Origin of the sequence: Lentzea kentuckyensis, from assembly GCF_002150765.1 — a bacterium.
Taxonomy (GTDB): Bacteria; Actinomycetota; Actinomycetes; order Mycobacteriales; family Pseudonocardiaceae; genus Lentzea; species Lentzea kentuckyensis.
Genome location: NZ_MUYM01000002.1, coordinates 91,146 through 111,859, shown reverse-complemented (window position 1 = coordinate 111,859; position 20,714 = coordinate 91,146). Strand labels below are relative to the sequence as shown.

The following is a 20,714-nucleotide window of genomic DNA, read 5'->3' as shown; positions in this document are numbered from 1 at the left end:
TTAGTCGTCCCCCTGGTCACGGTCGAGAGCCGCGAGGGCGCTCAAACGTGCTTGTGCCGCAATGCTTCGCCACGAGTTCGCCTGCTGCAACGCCCACTCGGCCTCGTCCGCCCAGGACGTGTTGCCCTGGTTGGCCCGAGCGAGCACAGCTGCCCAGTCCTGTTCCGTCTGCGCCGCACGGGCGTGTGCCGCGACGGACGCCCACGAAGCGGCCTGCGAGTCGGCCTTCGCCTTCTCCGCCAGCCAGTCCACTGAGGACTGACCGGCCTGGCCCTCGATGTCACGCCACGCCGCGATCGCGTCGGCCCTGGCCTTGCGGGCGAGCTCACCGCTCGACTCGCGTTCGGCCTTCTCGGCGGCCAGCGCCGCCTCGGTCAGCGAACGGATCTTGCTGTGCCAGACCTCGTTCTGGTCAGAGGTGTTGCGGCGGAACGCCTCGTTGTCGAGATCGGCCCCGATTCCCCAGTAGTACTTGAAGAACAGCCCGACCCCGGTCTCGCCCCCGGTGGTCAGCGCGCGGTTCGCCGCGGCGCGGACCTGGGTGCCGGGATCGTGCGCGGCGAGCTCGGCCACGTAGTCGTGGTCCTCCTGCGCCAGCCGCGCGAGCTTCTCCTCGTATTTGTTGTTGTTGACGCGGTCCAGTTCCTGTGCCTTCGCATGTCCACTTTGGACGTAGTCGGCCTGGGCCGCGGGCGTGTCCACCAGTGCCCGGCCGGACGTCGCCCGCACCGCGCTGCCCGTCAGCGAGAAGTCGTTGACGCGCTTGATGTACTTGTAGTTCCGGTCGATTCGTTGTGCTGCCCGCGCCTTGGCATTCGGATACCCGACGGCCAGGAAGTCGACGAGCGCGGCCTCACCCGCGTTGCTGCGCAACGCGTTCCAGGCTTCGGCTCTGACTTCCGGCATCGCGTCCCGCAACGCCAGTCTCATGACGAAGTCGCGGCGGAACGAGGTCAGTTCGACCTGGCCCTCCGCGACCGCTGTCGTGTCGGCGAGGGCAGCGGGAACGGCGGTCGTGACGACCGTTCCCACCGTGAGCGCGGCCCCCAAGACCGCGCGCAAGAGCGTATGACGCCCCATGTACTTCCCCCAGTACCCCAGTGAAAAACGATGAGCAGGAGCGCTCGGAAGCTTCCTAACACGCATGTCAACGGGTCACGCGTCCGTTCGGCCTAAATGGACGCGTTTGGTTGCGGTCCGCGAGATCGCGTGCTTAGAGTGCGCGCTGGCACCAAATTTTCACTGGGGTACTGGGGCGGTGCCGACAACTTGATGAATCTTGGGGGATTCACTTGTCCAGATCTGATCTGGCCGGCCGCGGCATGCGCAGAATCGCAGCGCTCGCGGTAGCGGCCACTTTGGCGAGCGGTGTTTTCACCGCGCCGGCGATGGCCGCGCCCACCACGAGTTCGGATTCCGCGGCAAGTGCCGAGGCCGCCGCACAAGAGTCCACAACGGAGCAACGCGAGCGCGCTGCCCGTGAACTCAGCATCATCCTCACGCCCGAAATGGCCGTGATGACCGAACAGAACTTCGTGCTCACGTTGTGGCGCAAGGCTCAGGCGGACAAGAAGAACATCATCGCGAGCGCGGCGCTCGCGGCGTTCTCCGATCCCGACGAGAACGCCTGCTACCGGTTCGTCACCGCGGGCATCTTCGACGCGAGCGTCCAGGAGCAGATCGAGGCCGCGAAGAAGGCCGAGCGCGACCGCCAGCGTCTTGCCGCGGCAGCGGAAATCAACTGGACGGACGTCACGCAGGCGCAGCTCGACGGCTCGCTGGAGAACTTCGTCTTCAAGCTCTGGGAGCACGCCGAGGACGGCAGCGACGTCAAAAAGGGTGCCGCGCTCGTGCTGAAGACCGGCTCGACCGACGCGCAGCGCCAGGAGTTCCTCGTCAACGGCATCTACGCCGCGTCCCGCATCGACAAGCAGCGCAAGATCGAAGAGGCGGAACGCCTTGAGCGCGAACGACTCGAGCGTGAGGCGAACCGCAAGGCCAAGGAGCAGGCCTGGGCAGCGGCGACCCAGTCGACGGCGACCGAGGACCTGAAGAACCTGCCGGACCGCGAGTTCATCTACGAGATCATCAAGCGCACCAGGGGTGTGCAGGTGAAGGCCAAGGCGCAGATCGCGTACGAGAGCCCCGATCCCGCCGTGTGGAAGACGTTCATCTTCACCGGCGTGCACGCCGCGCACCAGGCCGACATCGACGAGCAGGACCGGCTGGACAAGATCGAGGCGGAGCGCCAGATCCGGGTCATCCTGGACAAGGCCGTCGCCGACCGGTACCAGCCGAACCTCGTCGCCGCCGCCCGTGCCGCACTGGCCGCGGGCACGAAGGCCGCCTACGACGAGTTCCTCAACACCGGCCAGCACGTGGCGGCGAAGGCGGACCTGATCAAGCCCGCGGACCGCAGGGTGATCGAGCTGCAGGGCATCCAGTCCGGTCGTTGCCTCCAGGTCGCCGGCCTGTGGGACCAGCCGGGCCAGGGCGCCAACGCCCCCGGTGCGGGCACCGAGCTGTGGGACTGCCTGCGCGGCCCGAAGCAGGTCTGGGAGCTGATCAAGAAGGACCGCGGGTACCTGCTGCAGAACCTCAGTTCCAAGCAGTGCCTGGACATCAGCGGCAGCAGCGTCATCCAGAACCCCTGCAACGAGCACCCGAACCAGCGCTGGGAGTTCCTGGAAAACCCCAACGGCACCTTCCAGTTGCGCAACGTCGGCTCCGGCCAGTTCGCCACCGCGGCGGACAACGGCACCGGCAACGCGACCCTGGTCGTGCAGTACACCAACACCAACGCCGTCAACCAGCAGTGGCGCATCATCGACCCGAGCCATGTCGAGTGGGCCAAGCAGATGACGCTCGGCACCATCCGTCTCAAGGGCCTCCAGTCGGGCCGCTGCTACCAGGTCGCCGGGCTGTGGGACAAGCCGAACGAGGGCGCGCTCGCCGACCTCGCCGGCACCGAGATCTGGGACTGCACCGGCGGCAACAAGATGGTGTGGGAGCTCATCGACCTCGGCGGCCGGAAGTACGCGCTGAAGAACAAGATGTCCGGCAAGTGCCTCGACGTCCGGTACAGCGAGATCCACAACGGCAACCCGCTCATCCAGTACGCGTGCCACTTCAACGGCGCGCAGCAGTTCGTGTTCTCACCCGGTCCGAACAACACCGTCGGCGTGGTGAGCGTGCTCACCGGCAAGTCGCTCGACGTGTACGACAACCGCACCGCGAACGGCTCGGCTGTCGTCCAGTGGGACGGCAACGGCGGCGCGAACCAGCACTGGGCCGTGGAGCAGCTGACCACCGCCTGACCTGCGCATACAGCACGTGGAACGGCCCCCGTCGACGCCGGCGGGGCCGTTCGGCGTGCCGGAGTGGATCACCGTTGACCTGCGCGTCTAAGGACTTGCTGTGCGGTTCCTGTCGAAACCATGAGGTTGTTCAAACTTGTATTAGTTTTTTGATTTGAAGTTGAACGACTGACAGGTCAACGACAGGATCGGGGAGCCAGAACCATGGTCAAGGACGTCGCCGCACTCATCGGCCGCATCGCCGTCGGCATCGTGTTCGTCGCGCACGGCTGGCAGAAGTTCACCGAGTTCGGCATGGCGGGCACGGCCGGGTCGTTCGACAAGATGGGCGTGCCGCTGCCCACGCTCTCCGCGTGGTTCGCCGCTTCCGTCGAGCTCGCGGGCGGTCTCGCCCTGATCGCCGGTGTCGCGCTGCCGATCGTCGGCGTGCTGCTCGCCGCCGACATGCTCGGTGCGTGGGTGCTCGTCCACCTGCCGAACGGCCTGCTGGGCGAGGGCGGCGCCGAGCTCGTGATCGTGCTCGGTGGCGCCGCGCTCGCGCTCGGCTTCAACGGTGGCGCCTACGCGCTGGACCGCGTGCTGTTCAAGAACAACAAGGTGCTCAACCCAGCAGCTGCGTGACCTTCTCGGTGTCCCGGCGCGCGGCCATCCGGCCCGCGTCGGGATTGCTGACCTGGACCAGCGAACCACCGGCCGCCAGCACGGCCAGGAACCCTTCCAGCACACCGGAAGGGACGTTCCACTCCACTGTGGACATCACCCGGGGCTCGGTGCCGAACGCGGCGCCGAGCTCTCGTGCCTGTGCCACCACGTCATCCACGGTGGACGTGCCGAGGGCGAGCGTCGAACCCGGAGTCGGCTGCCACGGCGTGAAGTCGTCACCGTGCAGGCGGCTGTCGTCCAGGTAGTCGACCGGAGCTCCCGAGCCCAATCCCATGGGGTGCAACGAGGCCACGGCCACCACGTCGGCGTCGGCGGTTCCGCCCGGCGGCACGATGGCGACCTTCGCCTCCACGCCCGCGCCCACGACGTGCGCCCCGCACCACCACGCGCCGAGCAACAGCCCCGCGGTCTGCCAGTGCGCGGGCAGCAGCACCGCCACCGGGTCGCCCGGCTCGACGTCGTGCTCGTCACGCAACCAGTTCGCGGTCTTCGCGGCCCAGTTCGCCGCGGTCGCCCTGGACAGCTCGATCCGGGAGCCCGTCGCGTCGTCGTAGTGCGTGATCAGCGGACGACCGGAATCGGCCTTCAGCAACGGCGTGAAGAGGATCTCGGTCACGCTCACGCGGCACTCCTAGTCGACGCAGGGCACATCTTGCCGGGCAGCTGCCACGGCGTGCGCGCCGTCCAGCGAGAGCAGCTTCCCAGGGCCGAACCTGGACGGCGTCGCGGGGGTGGAGGACGGTGCGGGCTTCGGCGTCTCGCCGATCAGCTGTGCCACCCACGCCTTCACCGCGTCGCGGTCGACGGTCACCACGCTCTGGCCGCGCTCGTTGCGCGCGTCGATGTTGGTCACGGGGATGGTGGCGAACTCGACGTTGCCCGACGCGAGCCCCTGCGCCTGCGTGGCCAGCGTCGCGAGGTCGAGCTTCTCGTCCACCACAACGGACTTCGACACCGCATCGAGCAGTCCGTTCATCTTGCCCGGATCGGTGAACGTGCCGGCGGACAGCAGCTGCTTCATCGCCTGCGACATGAACACCTGCTGCCGCGCGATGCGACCCAGGTCACCGCCCGGCATGTTCCGCTGCCGCACGAACGACAGCGCGTCGCCGCCCGAGATCACCTGTGGACCGGCGCGGAAGTTCGCACCGGAGTTCGGATCCGAGGTACCGGCCTTCAGGCACACCTGCACGCCGCCGATCACCTCGGTCAGCAGGTAGAACCCGTAGAGGTTGATCTCCGCGTAGTGGTCGACGCGCATCCCGGTCAGGTCCTGGACCGCCTGCACCAACGCCTTGCGCCCGGCCTCGTCGGACTTGCGCTCGCGCTCCTGCTGGTCCGACACGCCCTCGGCCTGCAGCCGTTCGGCGGTCAGGAACTTCACCGCGCCGTACGCGGAATTGATCTTGTCCTCGCGGTAGCCCGCGATCGGCACGTAGGTGTCGCGGGGGATCGAGATCGCGCTCGCCTTGCCCCCGTTGCGCGGCACCCGCATCACGATGATCGTGTCGGTGTTCACCGTGTCCGTGCCCTCGGTGCGCAACTTGCGCAGCACGTCCGGCGGAAGCGGCCGGCCCTGGGCGTCCGTCCGGCTGTCGCTGCCCACCAGCAGGATGTCCATCGCGCCGTCATCGACGGGCGGCGAGTTCGGGATGTCCTCCAGCACCTGGAGGATCTGGGTGGTGTTGGTGTTCTCCTTCACCAGCCGGAACGCGGCCCAGAAGTAGCCGGAGAACGCCAGCGTTGTCACAGCGACGAGCGCGATGGTCACCCGGCCCATGACCAGGATGATCTTCCTCGCGCGTGCTGCAGCGCTCAACGTGGGTCCTCCGTGTGCTGGGTTTGCGTGCTCAGCGTAACTATCGGAAGACCGTTACACCGGGATTTCAGTACACGCAGACCAGACCGCCCGCGGTGATCGGCGGGCTGCTGCTCGACGGGGGAGCGGACGACCTGCCGGGCACGCCCTGCGGGTCGACGTCCTCGCCGTCGTCGTTCGACGTCGTGTAGTCCGTTCCGACGAAGACCTGCACCTGTCCCTTTCGGACGGACGCGTTCTCCTCGACGGTCACGTTCGGCCCGAGCTCGGTCGCGACCTTGCGCGCGGAGCCCTCCTCGCCGGCCGCGTACCGCACCACGGTGGTGTCGCTGTTCTCCGGCGCCGACCCCACCGCGCCGCGCTGGAAACCCTTGGCGGCCAACGTGTTCAGCACCTGGCCCGCAAGGCCGGAGACGCCGGCGGCGTTGTAGACCTGCACGGTGATCGCGGAGTTCGGCGGGGCGGGCGGCGTCGTGGTCGTGACCGGGGCGGAGGGGCTGTTCGACGGCTTGTCCGCGGCCAGCGTGGTGAGGAACTTCTTCACCTGCGCCGCGTTCACCGGCAGCACGTTGCCGTCGCCGTAGGTGTCCGTCGGGTCGCCCACGGGGATGGTGCGGAACTCGAAGTTGCCGCCGACCAGGCCCTGCATCTGCTCGGCGAACGTGGTGATGTCCCAGCCCGCGCTGAGGATCACGGACTTCTGCACCGCCTCGACCAGCGCGTTCAGCTTGGTCGAGTCCGTCAGCGTGCCGCTCGACAGCACCTTCTTCGCCAGCGCCCCGATGAACACCTGCTGCCGCACGATCCGGTCCAGGTCGCCGCCGGGCAGGCCCTTGCGCTGCCGCACGAACGACAGCGCCGCCGCACCCTCGATGGTCTGCTGGCCCGCCTGGAAGTTCGCACCGGAGTCGCTGTCGGAGGTGGGTTCCTTCACGCACACCTCGACGCCGCCGATGGCCTTGGTGACCTCGTAGAAGCTCGCGAGGTTGACCTCGGCGTACCGGTCGACGCGCACCGCGCCGCCGGACAGGTTCTCGATCGTCTTGATCAGCGTCTTGCGGCCGGCCGCCGCCGACTCGGTGCGGATCTTCTGCTCGTCCTTCTCGCCCTTGTTGCGCATGTCCTGGTCGACCGTGTTGCGCTGGCGGGCGAACGCCGAGTTGAGCTTGTGCTTGCCGAACCCGTCGGCGATCTCGACGTAGGAGTCGCGGGGGAACGAGATCGCGACCGCGCGTGTGCCGTCCACCGGGATGTGCACGAGGATCATCGTGTCGGTGTTCTGCTCGCCGTCGGCGATGCCGCCGTTGAGCAGAGCCAGCGCTTCCTTGGACAGCGGGTTGCCCTGCGCGTCCGTGCGGCTGTCGATGCCGACCAGAAGGATGTCGACGGCGCCGTCCAGCGGTTTGGGGCCCTGCTTGGTGAGCTCCTCCGAGATGACCTCGGTCTTCACGATGCCGTCGTTCGCGGCCCGCAGCTTGGTCCAGCCGTAGGACGTGACCAGAAGCACAGCGGCCGAGACGAGGGCGACGAAGATCTTCCCCGTCGTCAGGAACGCGCGGAAAGCCGCAGTCGGCCGGGCGCCCGGCACCCTGACCGGCAGACTCCTGCCTTCCACAGTTCCCTCCCCCACTACTCCGAGTTTAGTCGTTTATAAGTGACACGACGTGACATTGCTGTGGGTTGCAGCGATTAGGTACGTGACAGACTGCGAGCGGGGAACACCACAGGAGGAAATGGCATGCGCGTACTGGTGACAGGTGGGGCCGGGTTCATCGGCTCGCACTACGTGCGGGAGTTGGTGAGCGGGTCCTACCCGGCCTTCGCCGGTGCCGAAGTGGTGGTGCTCGACAAGCTCACCTACGCGGGCAGCGAGACCAACCTCGCGCCGGTCGCGGGCAAGTTCGAGTTCGTACAGGGGGACATCTGCGACGCCGCCGTGGTGGCCGAGCAGATGCGCGGCATCGACGTGGTCGTGCACTTCGCCGCCGAGTCGCACGTCGACCGGTCCATCACGGGATCCGCCGACTTCGTGCTGACCAACGTCCTGGGCACGCAGACGCTGCTGCAGGGCGCGCTGAACGCGGGCGTCGGCAGGTTCGTGCACGTCTCGACGGACGAGGTCTACGGCTCCATCGAGGACGGCTCCTGGACCGAGACGCACATCCTCGAGCCGAACTCGCCGTACTCGGCGTCCAAGGCCTCCTCGGACCTGCTCGCGCGGGCGTTCCACCGCACCCACGGACTGCCGGTGAGCATCACCCGGTGTTCGAACAATTACGGGCCGTACCAGTTCCCCGAAAAGGTGATTCCGCTCTTCGTCACCAATTTGATCGACGGCAAGAAGGTGCCTCTCTACGGCGACGGCCTGAACGTGCGCGACTGGCTGCACGTCGCCGACCACTGCCGCGGCATCCAGCTCGTCGCCGAGGCCGGCCGGGCGGGGGAGATCTACAACATCGGCGGCGGCACCGAGCTCACCAACCGTGAGCTCACCGAGAAGCTGCTGGCCGCGACCGGCCGTGACTGGTCGTCCGTCGAGCCGGTGGAGGACCGCAAGGGTCACGACCGCCGCTACTCGGTGGACATCTCCAAGATCTCTTCCGAGCTCGGCTACGCGCCGCAGGTCGACTTCACCGTCGGTCTCGCCGACACGGTCGAGTGGTACCGCGAGAACCGCGCCTGGTGGGAGCCGCTCAAGGAGCGCGCTCAGTTGGCGAAGGGCTGAGCGTTGATCCTCGTCCCCGGTGGTCGTGGCCAGCTCGGCCACGACCTCGCTGCCCTGTCCCCTTCCGTTCGCGCGGTGTCCTCCGCCGAGCTGGACGTGACGACGGTCACCGCCGCGGACCTGGCCGGCGCCACCGCGGTGATCAACTGTGCCGCTTACACGGCTGTCGATGCCGCGGAGACCGACGAGTCGAATGCCTTCTCCGTGAACGCCGTCGGACCGGGCCTGCTGGCCGAGGCGTGCGCTTCCGTTGGCATTCCGTTGATCCACGTTTCCACGGACTACGTGTTCTCCGGCGACGGGACACGGCCGTACGAGCCGTCTGACCCCGTTGGCCCGAAGTCCGCGTACGGCCGCACGAAGCTCGAAGGCGAACGCCGCGTGCTCGAAGCGGGCGGCTGGGTCGTGCGCACCGCGTGGGTTTACGGCGTGCACGGCTCGAACTTCGTGAAGACCATGGCGGCACTGGAATCCACGCGACCGTCACTGTCCGTTGTGGACGATCAGGTCGGCTCGCCGACGTGGTCGCGCGACCTCGCCGCCGGGTTGCTGGAGCTCGCCTCGGTGCTGCCCTCCGAGCGCTTGCTGCACGCGACCGGTGGCGGCGAAACGACGTGGTTCCGGTTCGCACAGGCGATTTTCGAGGAGCTCGGCGCCGACCCGGCTCGGGTGCGGCCGTGCACGACGGCCGACTTCCCGCGGCCGGCCCCGCGACCCGCCTACTCGGTGCTGTCGGGTGCGGCATGGGAAGCAGCGGGACTACGTCCTTTGCCGCACTGGCGAAGCGCCCTTTCGGAGGCGTTCCGGGCAGGGGTGGTAGCTCCCCGTACCGGTGCTGCGCCATTGGAGTGACCGGTCTGGCACGGCTGTTCCAAGTGCGAGAACCTGTTCGGCATGTTCGATTCCGGGCGCAATCCTCAGCGTCCCGCGACAGCGGATACCGATCGGCAGCGCTTCCTCAGGTGCGTTGCTGTTCTCACGGGCTCGCGACAGGTGTCGATGAGCCAGCTCGACAGGCGCTCGCCGAGGCCGCGCTCTCGGTGAAGTCGTTGGGGCGTCTGCAAGTACTACCAACAGGCGCGTTGGTGGTACTTGCAGACGCTCGTCACGCCCTGCTCCGCCGGTAAGCCTCGACCGTCTTCTCCGCGCACCGCCGCCAGGTGAACTCGGCGGCGCGCGCTCGCCGTTCGGACTGGGCCTCCGGGGTCTTGGGCGCCGCAACGGCCTGAGCCAGCCCATCGGCCAGTGCCTCGACGTCCCCGACCGGCACGTGCAGCGCGTGCCCACCGGCGACCTCGCGCAACGCGGGCACGTCCGAACACACCACGGGGACGTTGCACGCCAACGCCTCCAGCACCGGCAGACCGAAACCCTCGTCCCGCGAGGGCAGCACCAGGGCCGTGGCCCCGGCCACCACGGACCGCAGATGCACGTCCGACAGGTAGCCGGTCCGCAGCACCCGACCGTCCACACCGGACCGACCGGGTCCCACGATCACCAGCGGTGGCAACGAAGGATCGGACGCGTGTGCCTTGGTGAGGTACTCGAGGCCCTTGCGCGGCCCGTCCGCACCCACGAACAGCAGGTACTCCGACGGCAACCCCAGCCGGCCGCGCAAGGTGGCCGACGGCGCCCGCGACGCGAACCACGCCGGATCGACCCCGAGCGGCGTCACGACGATCTTCTCCAGCGGCACCGCGAACCGGTCCGCCACCACCGTGGCCACCGCCGCCGTCGGTGTGCAGATCACGTCCGCGCGCTGGGCAGACAACCGCACCAGCTCGGGCAACCGACGGTCGGACGGCGGCAGGTCGCCGGGTGCGTCCAGGAACGCCAGGTCGTGGATCGTGACCACCTTGCCCGCCCGCAACGTCGGCGGCAGCACGAAGTTCGTGCCGTGCATGACGTCGGAGAACCCGGCCAGCATCTCGACCGGCGGGAACGGGGCACGCAGCCACATCTGCCGCAACGCCCGCGCCGCGACGGGCAGGCCACGCGCGGTGACGTCGTGCGGCAACACCGTCCGCAACGCGCGCCAGCCGCGCAAAGTGAATGCCACCGCCCGTACGTCGGCCTCCTCCGGCATGGAAGCCAGTTCTTCGGCCAAAGCCGCTGTGTAGCGGCCGATTCCGGTGCGATGTCCGAGCAGGGGTGTGCCGTCGAGCAGTACCGACAGCGGTCTGGGGGATCTAGCCATGCTTGCCACCACGCGCAATCTTGCGCAGACGCCCCGTCGCCCGCTTGGCCAACTCGGTCGGGCCACCGGCGTCCAGGTACTCGCGCACCAGCCGCAGGTCCCGCTTCACCTTGTCCGTCGTGCTCAGCCCTGGTGCGCGCACCAGCAGCGAGGAACCCGACAGACGGTCCGCGGCAGGCCTCGGGTTGCGGCAGAACTCCGCCAGCGGCGCGAGCGCCGTCTCCCAGGTGAACCTTTCACGGACGACGGCGATGCGCTCACGGCACGCGGCCGCGAACTCCTCGTCGTAGAGCACCTTCTCCAGCGCGTCGGCCAGTGCCTCCGGGTCCTCCGGCGGCACCACGACGCCCAAACCTTCGCGCAGCACCAGATCCGCGAACGAGTCGCCGGACGTGGTGACGATCGGCAGCCCCGCCCACAGGTAGTCGAGCACCCGTGTGCGGAACGCGAACGTGGTCTCCACGTGCTCGTAGTGCGTGGTGACACCGCAGTTCGCGTCGAGCAGCCAGTTCTGCCGCTCGGTGTAGGGCACCCACCCGTCGTTGAAGAACACGTGCTCGCCGGTCAGCCCCAACGCGGCGGACAGTGCCCGCGTCTGGCCGGCGATGTCCATGTCCGGGACCTCGGGGTTCGGGTGCTTCATGCCCAGGAAGTACAGCTTCGCGGACGGCTGCCGCTGCCGCAGGTGGTCCATCGCCTTGATCAACGACAGCGGGTCGAACCACGAGTACACGCCACCGGCCCAGATCACGACCTTGTCGGCGTCCGTGACACCGGGCACGACCCCCTTGATCGCCGGACCGGTCCGCTGCGGCGGCTTGCCCGACAGTCCGAAGGGGACGATCCCGAGCAGCGACTGGGTCGTGGGGTCGTTGTCGTACAACGTCGGCGTCAACCGGCCCAGCGCGGCCAGGTGGCCGAGCCAGAAGTGCCGCTGCCGTTCCGACGCGCACAGGAAGAAGTCGCCGCGCTCCAGCTGGTTCGTCAGCACCCGCGTGACGCTCTTCAGGTCGGCGGCGCGCTTCTCGTCGCTGTCGTCCTTGCCCTGCTCCAGCAGCTCCAGGTGCATCGGGTCGTAGATGTCGCAGACCACGATCTTGGTGGAACCGGGCTGCTTGAGTTCCGCGGCCATCTCCAGCGCGTGGCCCTGCAGCACGATCACGTCGGCCCAGCGGACGTTCTCCGGCAGCTGCTTGAGCTTCACGCCCTCGATGACGAACGGCGCGTCCGGCGGGTCGCACAACGGGTTCGTCGTGATCAGCCGCACCTCGTGCTCGCCGGACAGCACGTCCGCCATGTGCCACGCGCGGATCGCCGGACCGGCCATCCGCTCGGAGATCGCGTCACCGGTGATCACCAGGATCTTGCGCGGCTTGCCGAACACCTCGTCGATGCCGAGCGCCTCGACCAGGATGTCGTGCGCCACGATGTAGCGCCCGATGTCGTACGCGGGCTCCAACGCCTTGCGCATCAACGGAACCAGGTCGACGTCCGACATCCGCCGTGACGCCTGCTCGATCCGCCGCGACTCGGCCAGTTCCGGCATCATCTCGACGAACTGGTCGATCGCGAGGAACCCGGCCAGCGACCCGCGCGGGATCTCGGCGGGCGCCCGGTCCTCTGCCGGGTCCGCTGGCCGCCGCGTGATCTCCAGCTGCCGGGCGTCGATGTCGCCGCGCGCCGTCGCCCGGCGCACCACCAGAGCTAAGGCGGCGGGCAGTACGCGAGCGAGCGTCTCGTCGGAGAAGTTCTTGTAGAGCGTCGCGAGTGCGTTGCGCTCCAACAGGTACAGCTCGCGGCTGTGATCGATCGAGCTCATCGACGCGTGGTGGCGGTGGAACGTGAGCGACGCCGGCTCGTAGCGGACCCGCCAGCCGCGCAGGTTCAGCCGCCAGCCGAGGTCGACGTCCTCGTAGAACATGAAGAACCGCGCGTCGAACCCGCCGAGCTCGCGGTACAGCGCCGTCCGCACGAACAACGCCGAGCCGGTGCCGAACAACACGTCGCGCGGGGCGTCGTGGCTGCCGTCGTCGACCTTGCCGACGTGCCGCTTGTAGCCCATGCCGAACCAGGTCAGGCCGCCGTCGACGAAGTCGATCTTCTTGCCGTCCCAGTCCAGCACCTTGCTCGCCACCGCGCCGACGGACGGCTCGGCGTGGAAGACCCTGATCGCTGCCCTGATCCAGTTCCGGTCCGGCCGCGCGTCGTTGTTCAGGAACGCGAGCACGTCACCCGTGGCGAACTCGACACCGAGGTTGCAGCCGCCCGCGAAGCCCAGGTTCCGGTCGTCCGAGACGATCTTGACGCCGGGCAGGCCCGACAGCTCCGACTTCAGGCGTGCGGTGTCGTGCGCCTCGTTGTCGACGACGATCACCTGCAACAGCTCGGTGGGGTAGTCGACCTCGGCCAGGCCGCGCACACAGGTGACGGTGTCCTCCGCGCCGCGGTAGTTGACGACGACGACGGAGACGACGGGCAGTGAGGCTCGATCCACGCGCTAAGCCTGCCTCATCACTCTGCGCGCCCGCAGTGTGGTTGCACAGATCAGCAGCATCAGGATGGCGATCGGCACTCCGAAGACCCACTCGCCGGACCAGTCGTTGCGGTCGGCGAGCAACGGCCGCATGACCGGATGCCGCAGCAGCGTGGCCGGACCAGGCTGCATTCGCTTGTCCGGCTCGCCCAGCACCACGATCCGCAGCTCGGCGCCGTCGGGGCAGGTGATGTGGTGGGCGTACGCCGGGTTGTCCGGTCCCGGCAGCTCCTCGACGCTCTTGATCACGCACGTCTCGCGGGTGCCGAGCAGGTCCATCAACGCGCGGTGACCGTCGCCGACCAGCACCGCGGTTCCGGGGATCGCGACCATCAACGCGGGCAGCACCAGCCACGCGGGGCCGAGCTTGCCGACGCCCCACGCGAACGCGAAGGAGAGCAGGCAGGAGGGCACCAGCACCGCGAGCTGGTAGCCCTCGGGCACGACCGCGCCCAGCACGACCGCGGCGGCGATCGCGGCGAGCCCGATCACTATGAGTGGTATCGGTCGCCTCATGGCCGCCCGCGCACGGCCAGAGCGATCGGAACGAGGAGCTTCATCGCTATCAGGACGCCTGCGACCGGGAACGGTTCCAGAGGCCCGGCCCACCGAATCACCCCCCCGCGTTCCTGCCGCGCACGCGGGGTCCTTTCGTGCCGTCAGAGTGCACGAAAGCTCCCCGCGTGCACTTCGACGCGCGTGTGGCAGGCGGCTCGCTCGCAGTCGACGGGTCGGCGAATCCGCCGTTCTGGAGTGCACGCGGGGAGCTTTCGTGTCGTATGCGAGTACGAAAGGTCCCCGCGTGCGGCGCAGCATGGGGACGGCGGCTGCGGGCTGCGCGACGGCGGCGCTACCCCCGAGTCAGGAGCTTCACCCGCAACGTCAGCCCGGCCTTGAGCAGCACCCGGAACGGCGCCCACAGCACGCCCTGGTGCCGGTCGGCCAGGTACCGGTACGCGCTGCGGTGGTGTTCGCGCAGCATCCGGTCGGAAGACCGCGCGGTGGAGTGCCCGCCGATGTGCGTGACCTCGGCGTCCGGCACGTAGACGTTCTGCCAGCCGGCCTTGCCGACCCGCTCACCGAGGTCCACGTCCTCGAAGTACATGAAGTAGCGCTCGTCGAAGCCCTTGACCGAGTCGAACGCCTCGCGCCGCATCAGGAAGCAGCTGCCGGACAGCCACCCGGCGGTCCGCTCGACCGGCGCCTTCTCCTGCCGGTACGCCTTCGTCCACGGGTTCGACTTCCACACCGCGCCGAACAGCGCGTGCCCGACACCACGGCCGATCGACGGCAGCAGCCGGGCCGACGGGTAGACCTCGCCGTTGGGTTCGCGGATCAGCGGCCCGAACATCCCGCCGCGCGGCCAGCGGGCGGCGGCCTCGATCATCGTGTCGATGCTGCCGGGGGCGAACTCGATGTCCGGATTGGAGATCAGCACCCAGCCGACGTCCTGGCCCAGCGCCGCGACCCCGCGGTTCGCCCCGCCGCCGTAGCCGAGGTTGCCCCCGGTCGGCACGAACGTGACGTGCTGCCGTTCTGCCGCGACCTTCTCGGGCACGCCGTCGGTGGAACCGTTGTCGGCGAGGATCACCTGCACCGAGCGGGTGGTCGCCTTCGCGAGGGTGTCCACGAACGGTTCCAGCGTCTCGCCCGGCGAGTACGTGACCGTCACGACACCAAGTCCGTCGCCGTAGTTCACGCGCGTCACAGTAGTCAGCGGCGGCGACGCACCAGCGCCGCCCTCTCGTACGCCAGCCGGTGCCGGTCCGCGCTGACCGCCCAGGAGAAGTCCTTCGCACGCTGCTGGCCCGACGCGGCGAGGGCCGCGCGACGGGCCGGGTCGTCCAAAAGATCGGCGATCGCGGCCGCGATGTCCCCCGCTCCGACACCGCAGTACGCGACCGCCTCACCACCGACCTCCGGCAGCGACAGTCTTCGGGTGGTGAGCACGCAGGCGCCGCACGCCATGGCCTCGAGCACCGGCAGGCCGAAGCCCTCGCCGAGCGACGGGTAGGCGACCATCTCGGCGCCGCCGAGGAAGCCGGCGAGCTGTTCGAACGGCAGGTAGCCCGCCCGGATCACGCGGATGCGGTGCGGGACGGAGTCGAGCGCCCGCTCGACCTGGCTGTCCCAGCCGGGCTGACCGGCGAGCACCAGCGCGGGCGGGTTCGCGCGCCCGACCATGGCCTGGGCGAATCCGCGGATCAGCGCCGGGACGTTCTTGCGCGGTTCCAACGCGCCGAGGAACGCCACGTAAGGCGTGTCCCCCAACGACAACGTCGTCCGCACCGCCATGATCTCGTCCGGTGACGGCGGGTGGAACCGCTCGGTGTCGACGCCGTGCTGCGCGATGTGCAGCACCCGTCTCTCCGCTCCGGCGACGCGCACCAGTTCGTCCGCGGTCGCCTGGGACGGCACCACGCACAGTTCGGCGCGCTTCAGCGAGGCACGCGTCCACGTGCGGAAGAAGCGCGCCTTCACCGACGAGTGCAGCACGGGGTCGGTGAAGAACGTGGCGTCGTGCAGCGTCACGACGGACGCTGCCTTGCTGGCCAACGGAAGTGTGTAGTGCGGCGAGTGCACGACGTCGATGCCCATGGTCCGCACCAGCCTCGGCAACGTCGTCTGCTCCCAGGCCAGCCGCGCGGTCCTGGTGGCGACGGCGTCGGCGGCCCGCACGATCCGGGTGTTCGGCGCGATCTTGGTGAACAGGTCCACGTCGCGGGGCTGACACACGACGGACAGCCTGGCGCCGTCCGCGTCCAGCGCCGCGACCAGCGAATCCACGTAACGGCCGACGCCACCTCGGTCTGCGGGAACCGCGGTGGCGTCGATCAGCACGCTGGGTTCGACAGTCGGCACGATCAGCTAGCGTAATGTCATTTGCTAATGCGTTAAGCAGGAATGCGCTAATCCGATCGTTAAGCGTGTGTGTCCCAGACACCCCGCGCAGTCTTTTCCCAGGTGAACTCACTCGCGCGAGTGATCCCGGCCTCGACGGTGTGACCAGGATCCGCCAGGACGGCACGCAAACCTTCCGTCAACGACGCCAGATCTCCCCGCCGGATGACGGTTCCAGCACCGCCCGCGACCTCCACCAGAGCCGGGTCGTCGGAGTGCACGACGGGCACTCCCGCTGCCATCGCTTCGAGCATCGGCAGCCCGAACCCCTCGGCCAGGCTGGGTGCGGCGAGCACCGTCGCGCCGGCCAGCACCGAGGCGAGCCGGTCGTCGGACACCTTGCCGAGCAACGTGACGTGCTTGGCCCGCAGGTCGACGTTTCCCCAGCCCTGCGGCCCGATCACGACCAGCGGGACCTTCAGCCGTTCGGTGGCCCGCACCAACAGGTCGAAGCCCTTGCGCGGCTCGATCGTGCCGATGGCGAGCACGTACCGTCCGGGAAGATCGCCGGGTTTGCCGCCCACGAGCTTCGTGACGCCGTTGGGCACCACGTGCACCGGAACTTCTACCCGCACATGCACGCTCAGTTGATCGGCCACGGCCTGCGTCGGCACCACCAACGCCCGTGCCTGCCGGGCAGCGTTCGAGATGACCTTGCGATGCCACGCGACCCCGCGCGGCGTCAGCGTTTCCGGGTGCGTCCACGGAACGACGTCGTGCACCGTGACGACCGCGCCCGGCAGCGGGGCGAGCGGCGTCGGGGCGTGCACGTGCCGGCCGAGCTTCGGCGGGAGCCCGCGTTCCCACAACGCCACCAGGACCCGGCGCGGCACCCTGATCACGCGGTCCGCGCCGGCGGTCGCGGCGGTGGTCACGGACCAGCCGTCCGGCGCGGTCTGGGCCAACGCCTTGAGCAGTTCCGCCGTGTAGCGGCCGGTGCCGCCGGGGACGGGTGCGTTGAGTTGCTCGGTCAGCACTACTAGCTCGGGCACGTCGCGTACCGTCTCACGCCGTGTCGGCACTCAGCACCGTGGTGGTCGTGACGTGGCGCGGCCGTGACCACATCACGGCGTGCCTGGACGCCCTCTCGGCCCAGAAGAGTCCACATCGGACGATCGTCGTCGACAACGCGTCCGACGACGGCACAGCCGCGCTGATCAGCGGACACTCCGGCGGACATGACGTCGTCCGGCTGCCGCGCAACCTCGGTTACGCGGGCGGGCTCGCCGCCGTTCTCGACCAGGTCGACACCCCGTACGTCGCGTGGCTCAACGACGACGCGGTGCCGGACCCGTCCTGGCTGGCCGAGCTGGAGAGCGCTCTCGAAGCCGACCCCGGTGCGGCGGCCGCGACGTCGTCGATCCTGCTCACGGACGGCTCGACGCAGTCCGTCGGCGTGGCCCTGACCGCGGACGGCCACGGCAAGGACGTGGTGCTCGCCGGTCGTGAGGTGTTCGGGTTCTGCGGTGGTGCCGCGCTGATGCGGACGTCCGAGCTGCGCGCTGCCGGCGGCGTACCGGCCGGCTTCTTCTGCTACTACGAGGACACCGACACGGCCTGGCGGTTGCGGCTGGCCGGGCACCGGGTGATCTCCGTCGGACCGGCGCGGGTGCGGCATCGGCACGGCGCCAGCACGCGGCCGGGTTCGACGCTGTTCCACCGCTGGAACGAGCGCAACCGGCTGCTCATGCTGCTGCGGTGCGCTCCCTTTTCGGTGGCGGTGCGCGAACTGGCGCGATTTGTGGCGATCACCACGCTGCTGCCGGTGCGCAAGGACGTTCCGGACGCGGCCAACTTCAGGCTGCGGCTGCGGCTGCGGGTGCTCGGCGAGATCCTGATCAGGATGCCCGCGACGCTCGTGCAACGGCTCGTGATCGGCACCCGCGCGAAGATCGCCCGCGGGGTCGTGTGGCGCGAGTGGGCCGGTCGCTGACCTCTACATGTCTCCGCTGAGGCGCTGCGAAAGCGAGCCCCGCGTCTGCTGGTGGTTGGACACGGTCGGGATCACACCCGGCTGCACGACCTGAGTGATCTCCGCGTCATCCACCGGGCCCGCCTGCACCGGCATCGGCTGGGTCGGCATGGGCTGCTGCTGCGGCGGCCGGGGTGCTGCCTGCTGCCCCATCTGGTGGGGGCTGAGGATCATCGTCGAGTCCGGGTCGCGGCGCGGGTCCATGGCGTTGACCAGCGTGCGAGGGACCTGCTGGGTGTCGGACGCGTCCATCGGGGACGTCATGTTGTCCGGCGTCACGATGTGCCGCCCACGTGCGCGGGCGCGGGCAAGCATGGCGTCGGCCCGGTCGCGGGGGTCCATGTCGGATTTAGCTCCTTGCCGGGACCAGATCCCGTATGACGATCTGCTTCGTGTCAGAGTATTCCGTCGAACGGCTTGCCGTAACGCGGAGGAGGAAAAAGGTGCACGGCGTCGAAGCTGTGGTGCTGGTCGGGGGCAAGGGCACCCGTCTTCGCCCGCTGACCCTGTCCGCTCCCAAACCCATGCTCCCGACCGCGGGGGTGCCATTTTTGACGCACCTGCTGTCGAGGATCAAGGAGGCCGGCATCACTCACGTGGTGCTCGGCACTTCCTACAAGGCCGAGGTGTTCGAGGAGTACTTCGGTGACGGTTCGAGGCTCGGCCTCGAACTCGAGTACGTGGTCGAGGAGGTTCCGCTCGACACCGCCGGCGCGATCCGCAACGTGGCCGACAAACTGCGCGAACCCGACGTGATGGTCTTCAACGGCGACATCCTTTCGGGGGTCGACCTGACGGGCATCGTCGACACGCACCGCAAGCACGAGGCGGACGTCACGCTGCACCTGGTGAAGGTGGCCGACCCGCGGGCGTTCGGCTGCGTGCCGACCGACGACGAGGGCCGCGTGCAGGCGTTCCTGGAGAAGACCGAGAACCCGCCGACCGACCAGATCAACGCCGGTTGCTACGTCTTCCGGCGCGAGGTGATCGACGCCATCCCCGCCGGTCGCCCGGTGTCGGTGGAGCGCGAGACGTTCCCCGGCCTGCTGGAGGCGGGGCGCAGGTTGCAGGGCCACGTCGACGCCACGTACTGGCTCGACCTGGGCAAGCCAGAGGCGTTCGTGCAGGGCTCGGCGGACCTGGTCCGGGGCGTCGCACCCTCGGCCGCCGTCGCACAGCCCGGCGACTTCCTGGTGCTCGAAGGCTCCGCGGTGCACGAGGGTGCGACGGTCCGCGGCGGCTCGGTCGTCGGTGCTCAGTGCACGGTGGCGGAAGGCGCGGTGCTCGACGGCGCGATCCTGTTCGACGGCGCGGTCGTCGGCGAGAACGCGGTCGTGGAGCGCTCGATCGTCGGCGCGGGCGCGCTGGTGCAGGCCGGCGCGGTGCTGCGGGACGCGGTGGTCGGCGACTCGGCCGTGATCGGCGCGCGTTGCGAGCTCATCGGTGGAGCGCGGGTCTGGCCGGGCGTGGTGCTGCCCGAGGCCGGCGTGCGCTTCTCGACGGATGCTTAGGAGAGTGTGGACACCGCCGCTCCTCGGGTTGGGGAGCGGCGCTCAGGCCGCTGCGCTGCGGGCCGGGTGATCCAGATGCCCACCAGGTCCTGGACACCGCCGTTCCCACTGGACCTCGGCGCGATCCTCGGCACGCTGCGCCGAGGCCCAGGCGATCCGTCCTTCAGCACGGAGGGCGGCGTCTGGTTCGCGGCGAACACGCCGTGCGGGCCCGGCACGATCCACATCCGGCGCACCGACACCGTGGAGGCCGAAGCGTGGGGTGAGGGCGGGCAGTGGCTGCTGGACGGCCTGCCCGCCCTGCTCGGCGCGGACGACCCGGTGGACGAGTTCGTCGCCCACCACCCCGTGATCGCCGAGGCCCGGCGGCGACGGCCGGGGTTGCGGCTCGGCTCTACCGGGCGGGTTTGGGACCTGCTGTTCGCCTCGATCCTGGAGCAGAAGGTCACCGGCACGGAGGCGTTCCGGACGTGGCGCGAACTGGGGCGTCGCTTCGGCGAGCCCGCACCGGGGCCGCTCAAACTCAAGGTTCCGCCGACGCCGCACAGGTTGCTGGGCCTGCAGGACTGGGAGTGGCACCAGTGCGGGCTCGACGGCGCGCGCAGACGCACGTTGATCAACGCCGCCCAGGTCGCGCACCGGCTGGAGAAGGCGGCCGAGATGCGCAGCCGTGAGTTGCTGGAAAAGGTGCCCGGCATCGGCGTGTGGACGTCCGCCGAGGTGGCGCAACGGTCCTGGGGCGACCCGGACGCCGTCAGCGTCGGCGACTTCCACGTCGCGAAGAACGTCGGCTGGGCGTTGACCGGCACGCCGACCGATGACGACGGCATGATGGAGCTGCTGGCGCCCTACAAGCCGCAGCGTCACCGCGCGGTCATGTACGTGGAGGCCGCGGGCCTGCGCCGCCCACGCCGAGCCCCGAGGTTCTCCCCCCGCGACTACCGCAAGCTTTGAACGGCGTCTGCAAGTACCACCAAGTCATGATCAAAGCACCTGTAACTACCCCCAACCTGTTCGGCGATCGCCGAACAGGTTGGGGGTAGTTACGAGCCTGTTGATGTTGGGTTGGTGGTACT

At 69.0% G+C, this 20,714-nt stretch carries 18 protein-coding genes; 7 read left to right on the top strand and 11 right to left on the bottom strand.

The window, feature by feature from the left end; genetic code table 11:
* Nucleotides 1-1,062 carry a hypothetical protein gene (locus tag B0F77_RS01340; RefSeq protein ID WP_086660873.1) on the bottom strand — a complete coding sequence of 354 codons (1,062 nt, stop codon included), beginning with the start codon at nt 1,060-1,062 and terminating at the stop codon, nt 1-3.
* A gap of 260 nt (nt 1,063-1,322) precedes the next feature.
* On the opposite strand from B0F77_RS01340, the gene B0F77_RS01335 reads away from it, so the two are divergent.
* Nucleotides 1,323-3,317, top strand: coding sequence for an RICIN domain-containing protein (locus tag B0F77_RS01335; RefSeq protein ID WP_143466517.1), 1,995 nt, complete (start codon nt 1,323-1,325; stop codon nt 3,315-3,317).
* A gap of 204 nt (nt 3,318-3,521) precedes the next feature.
* Nucleotides 3,522-3,938, top strand: coding sequence for a DoxX family protein (locus B0F77_RS01330; protein WP_086660871.1), 417 nt, complete (start codon nt 3,522-3,524; stop codon nt 3,936-3,938).
* On the opposite strand, the gene B0F77_RS01325 is transcribed toward B0F77_RS01330, so the two are convergent.
* The 3 genes from B0F77_RS01325 to B0F77_RS01315 form a co-directional block, all read right to left on the bottom strand.
* A complete protein-coding gene (locus B0F77_RS01325; RefSeq protein ID WP_086660870.1) occupies nt 3,919-4,602 on the bottom strand; it encodes a TIGR03089 family protein in 684 nt (227 codons plus the stop codon). The two genes, B0F77_RS01330 and B0F77_RS01325, sit on opposite strands and share 20 nt — an antisense overlap.
* Before the next feature lie 9 nt (nt 4,603-4,611).
* Nucleotides 4,612-5,799: an LCP family protein gene (locus tag B0F77_RS01320; protein ID WP_245847759.1), complete on the bottom strand. Its 1,188-nt coding sequence runs from the start codon at nt 5,797-5,799 to the stop codon at nt 4,612-4,614.
* Between the two features lie 67 nt (nt 5,800-5,866).
* Complete coding sequence (locus B0F77_RS01315) at nt 5,867-7,414, bottom strand: LCP family protein (RefSeq protein WP_245847758.1); 1,548 nt, start codon at nt 7,412-7,414, stop codon at nt 5,867-5,869.
* Nucleotides 7,415-7,537: 123 nt separating this feature from the next.
* Here B0F77_RS01315 and rfbB point away from each other — a divergent pair, with 123 nt between their 5' ends.
* Nucleotides 7,538-8,524 carry a dTDP-glucose 4,6-dehydratase gene (gene rfbB / locus B0F77_RS01310; protein WP_086660868.1) on the top strand — a complete coding sequence of 329 codons (987 nt, stop codon included), beginning with the start codon at nt 7,538-7,540 and terminating at the stop codon, nt 8,522-8,524.
* A gap of 3 nt (nt 8,525-8,527) precedes the next feature.
* On the top strand, nt 8,528-9,376 hold the full coding sequence (gene rfbD / locus B0F77_RS01305; RefSeq protein ID WP_086660867.1) for a dTDP-4-dehydrorhamnose reductase: 849 nt from the start codon (nt 8,528-8,530) through the stop codon (nt 9,374-9,376).
* Between the two features lie 253 nt (nt 9,377-9,629).
* Here rfbD and B0F77_RS01300 read toward each other — a convergent pair whose 3' ends face one another.
* The 6 genes from B0F77_RS01300 to B0F77_RS01275 form a co-directional block, all read right to left on the bottom strand.
* Nucleotides 9,630-10,721 (bottom strand): glycosyltransferase family 4 protein, encoded by a 1,092-nt coding sequence (locus tag B0F77_RS01300; RefSeq protein WP_086660866.1) that lies wholly within the window; start codon nt 10,719-10,721, stop codon nt 9,630-9,632.
* Nucleotides 10,714-13,215: a glycosyltransferase gene (locus B0F77_RS01295; protein WP_086660865.1), complete on the bottom strand. Its 2,502-nt coding sequence runs from the start codon at nt 13,213-13,215 to the stop codon at nt 10,714-10,716. Before B0F77_RS01295 ends, B0F77_RS01300 begins: the two co-directional genes overlap by 8 nt.
* A 3-nt stretch (nt 13,216-13,218) precedes the next feature.
* Nucleotides 13,219-13,746, bottom strand: a complete 528-nt coding sequence (locus B0F77_RS01290) for a hypothetical protein (protein WP_086660864.1) — start codon at nt 13,744-13,746, stop codon at nt 13,219-13,221.
* A gap of 358 nt (nt 13,747-14,104) precedes the next feature.
* Nucleotides 14,105-14,953 carry a glycosyltransferase family 2 protein gene (locus tag B0F77_RS01285; RefSeq protein ID WP_211293618.1) on the bottom strand — a complete coding sequence of 283 codons (849 nt, stop codon included), beginning with the start codon at nt 14,951-14,953 and terminating at the stop codon, nt 14,105-14,107.
* 14 nt (nt 14,954-14,967) lie between these two features.
* Nucleotides 14,968-16,095 carry a glycosyltransferase family 4 protein gene (locus B0F77_RS01280; protein ID WP_086660862.1) on the bottom strand — a complete coding sequence of 376 codons (1,128 nt, stop codon included), beginning with the start codon at nt 16,093-16,095 and terminating at the stop codon, nt 14,968-14,970.
* 80 nt (nt 16,096-16,175) lie between these two features.
* Nucleotides 16,176-17,147, bottom strand: a complete 972-nt coding sequence (locus tag B0F77_RS01275; protein WP_086660861.1) for a glycosyltransferase family 4 protein — start codon at nt 17,145-17,147, stop codon at nt 16,176-16,178.
* Nucleotides 17,148-17,167: 20 nt separating this feature from the next.
* Between B0F77_RS01275 and B0F77_RS01270 the strand changes: the two genes are divergently transcribed.
* On the top strand, nt 17,168-18,088 hold the full coding sequence (locus B0F77_RS01270) for a glycosyltransferase family 2 protein (protein WP_245847757.1): 921 nt from the start codon (nt 17,168-17,170) through the stop codon (nt 18,086-18,088).
* A gap of 3 nt (nt 18,089-18,091) precedes the next feature.
* Here B0F77_RS01270 and B0F77_RS01265 read toward each other — a convergent pair whose 3' ends face one another.
* On the bottom strand, nt 18,092-18,469 hold the full coding sequence (locus B0F77_RS01265) for a hypothetical protein (protein ID WP_086660860.1): 378 nt from the start codon (nt 18,467-18,469) through the stop codon (nt 18,092-18,094).
* Nucleotides 18,470-18,570: 101 nt separating this feature from the next.
* Between B0F77_RS01265 and manB the strand changes: the two genes are divergently transcribed.
* Nucleotides 18,571-19,638, top strand: a complete 1,068-nt coding sequence (gene manB / locus B0F77_RS01260; protein WP_245847756.1) for a mannose-1-phosphate guanylyltransferase — start codon at nt 18,571-18,573, stop codon at nt 19,636-19,638.
* Between the two features lie 75 nt (nt 19,639-19,713).
* Nucleotides 19,714-20,592 carry a DNA-3-methyladenine glycosylase family protein gene (locus B0F77_RS01255; RefSeq protein ID WP_086660991.1) on the top strand — a complete coding sequence of 293 codons (879 nt, stop codon included), beginning with the start codon at nt 19,714-19,716 and terminating at the stop codon, nt 20,590-20,592.
* The last annotated feature ends 122 nt before the right edge of the window (nt 20,593-20,714 follow it).

Bases quoted from the DNA above. Each gene is read 5' to 3' on its own strand.
- B0F77_RS01335 (WP_143466517.1), top strand. From the start codon at position 1,323: ATGCGCAGAATCGCAGCGCTCGCGGTAGCGGCCACTTTGGCGAGCGGT.
- B0F77_RS01330 (WP_086660871.1), top strand. From the start codon at position 3,522: ATGGTCAAGGACGTCGCCGCACTCATCGGCCGCATCGCCGTCGGCATC.
- rfbB (WP_086660868.1), top strand. From the start codon at position 7,538: ATGCGCGTACTGGTGACAGGTGGGGCCGGGTTCATCGGCTCGCACTAC.
- B0F77_RS01300 (WP_086660866.1), bottom strand. From the start codon at position 10,721: ATGGCTAGATCCCCCAGACCGCTGTCGGTACTGCTCGACGGCACACCC.
- B0F77_RS01265 (WP_086660860.1), bottom strand. From the start codon at position 18,469: ATGGACCCCCGCGACCGGGCCGACGCCATGCTTGCCCGCGCCCGCGCA.
- B0F77_RS01255 (WP_086660991.1), top strand. From the start codon at position 19,714: ATGCCCACCAGGTCCTGGACACCGCCGTTCCCACTGGACCTCGGCGCG.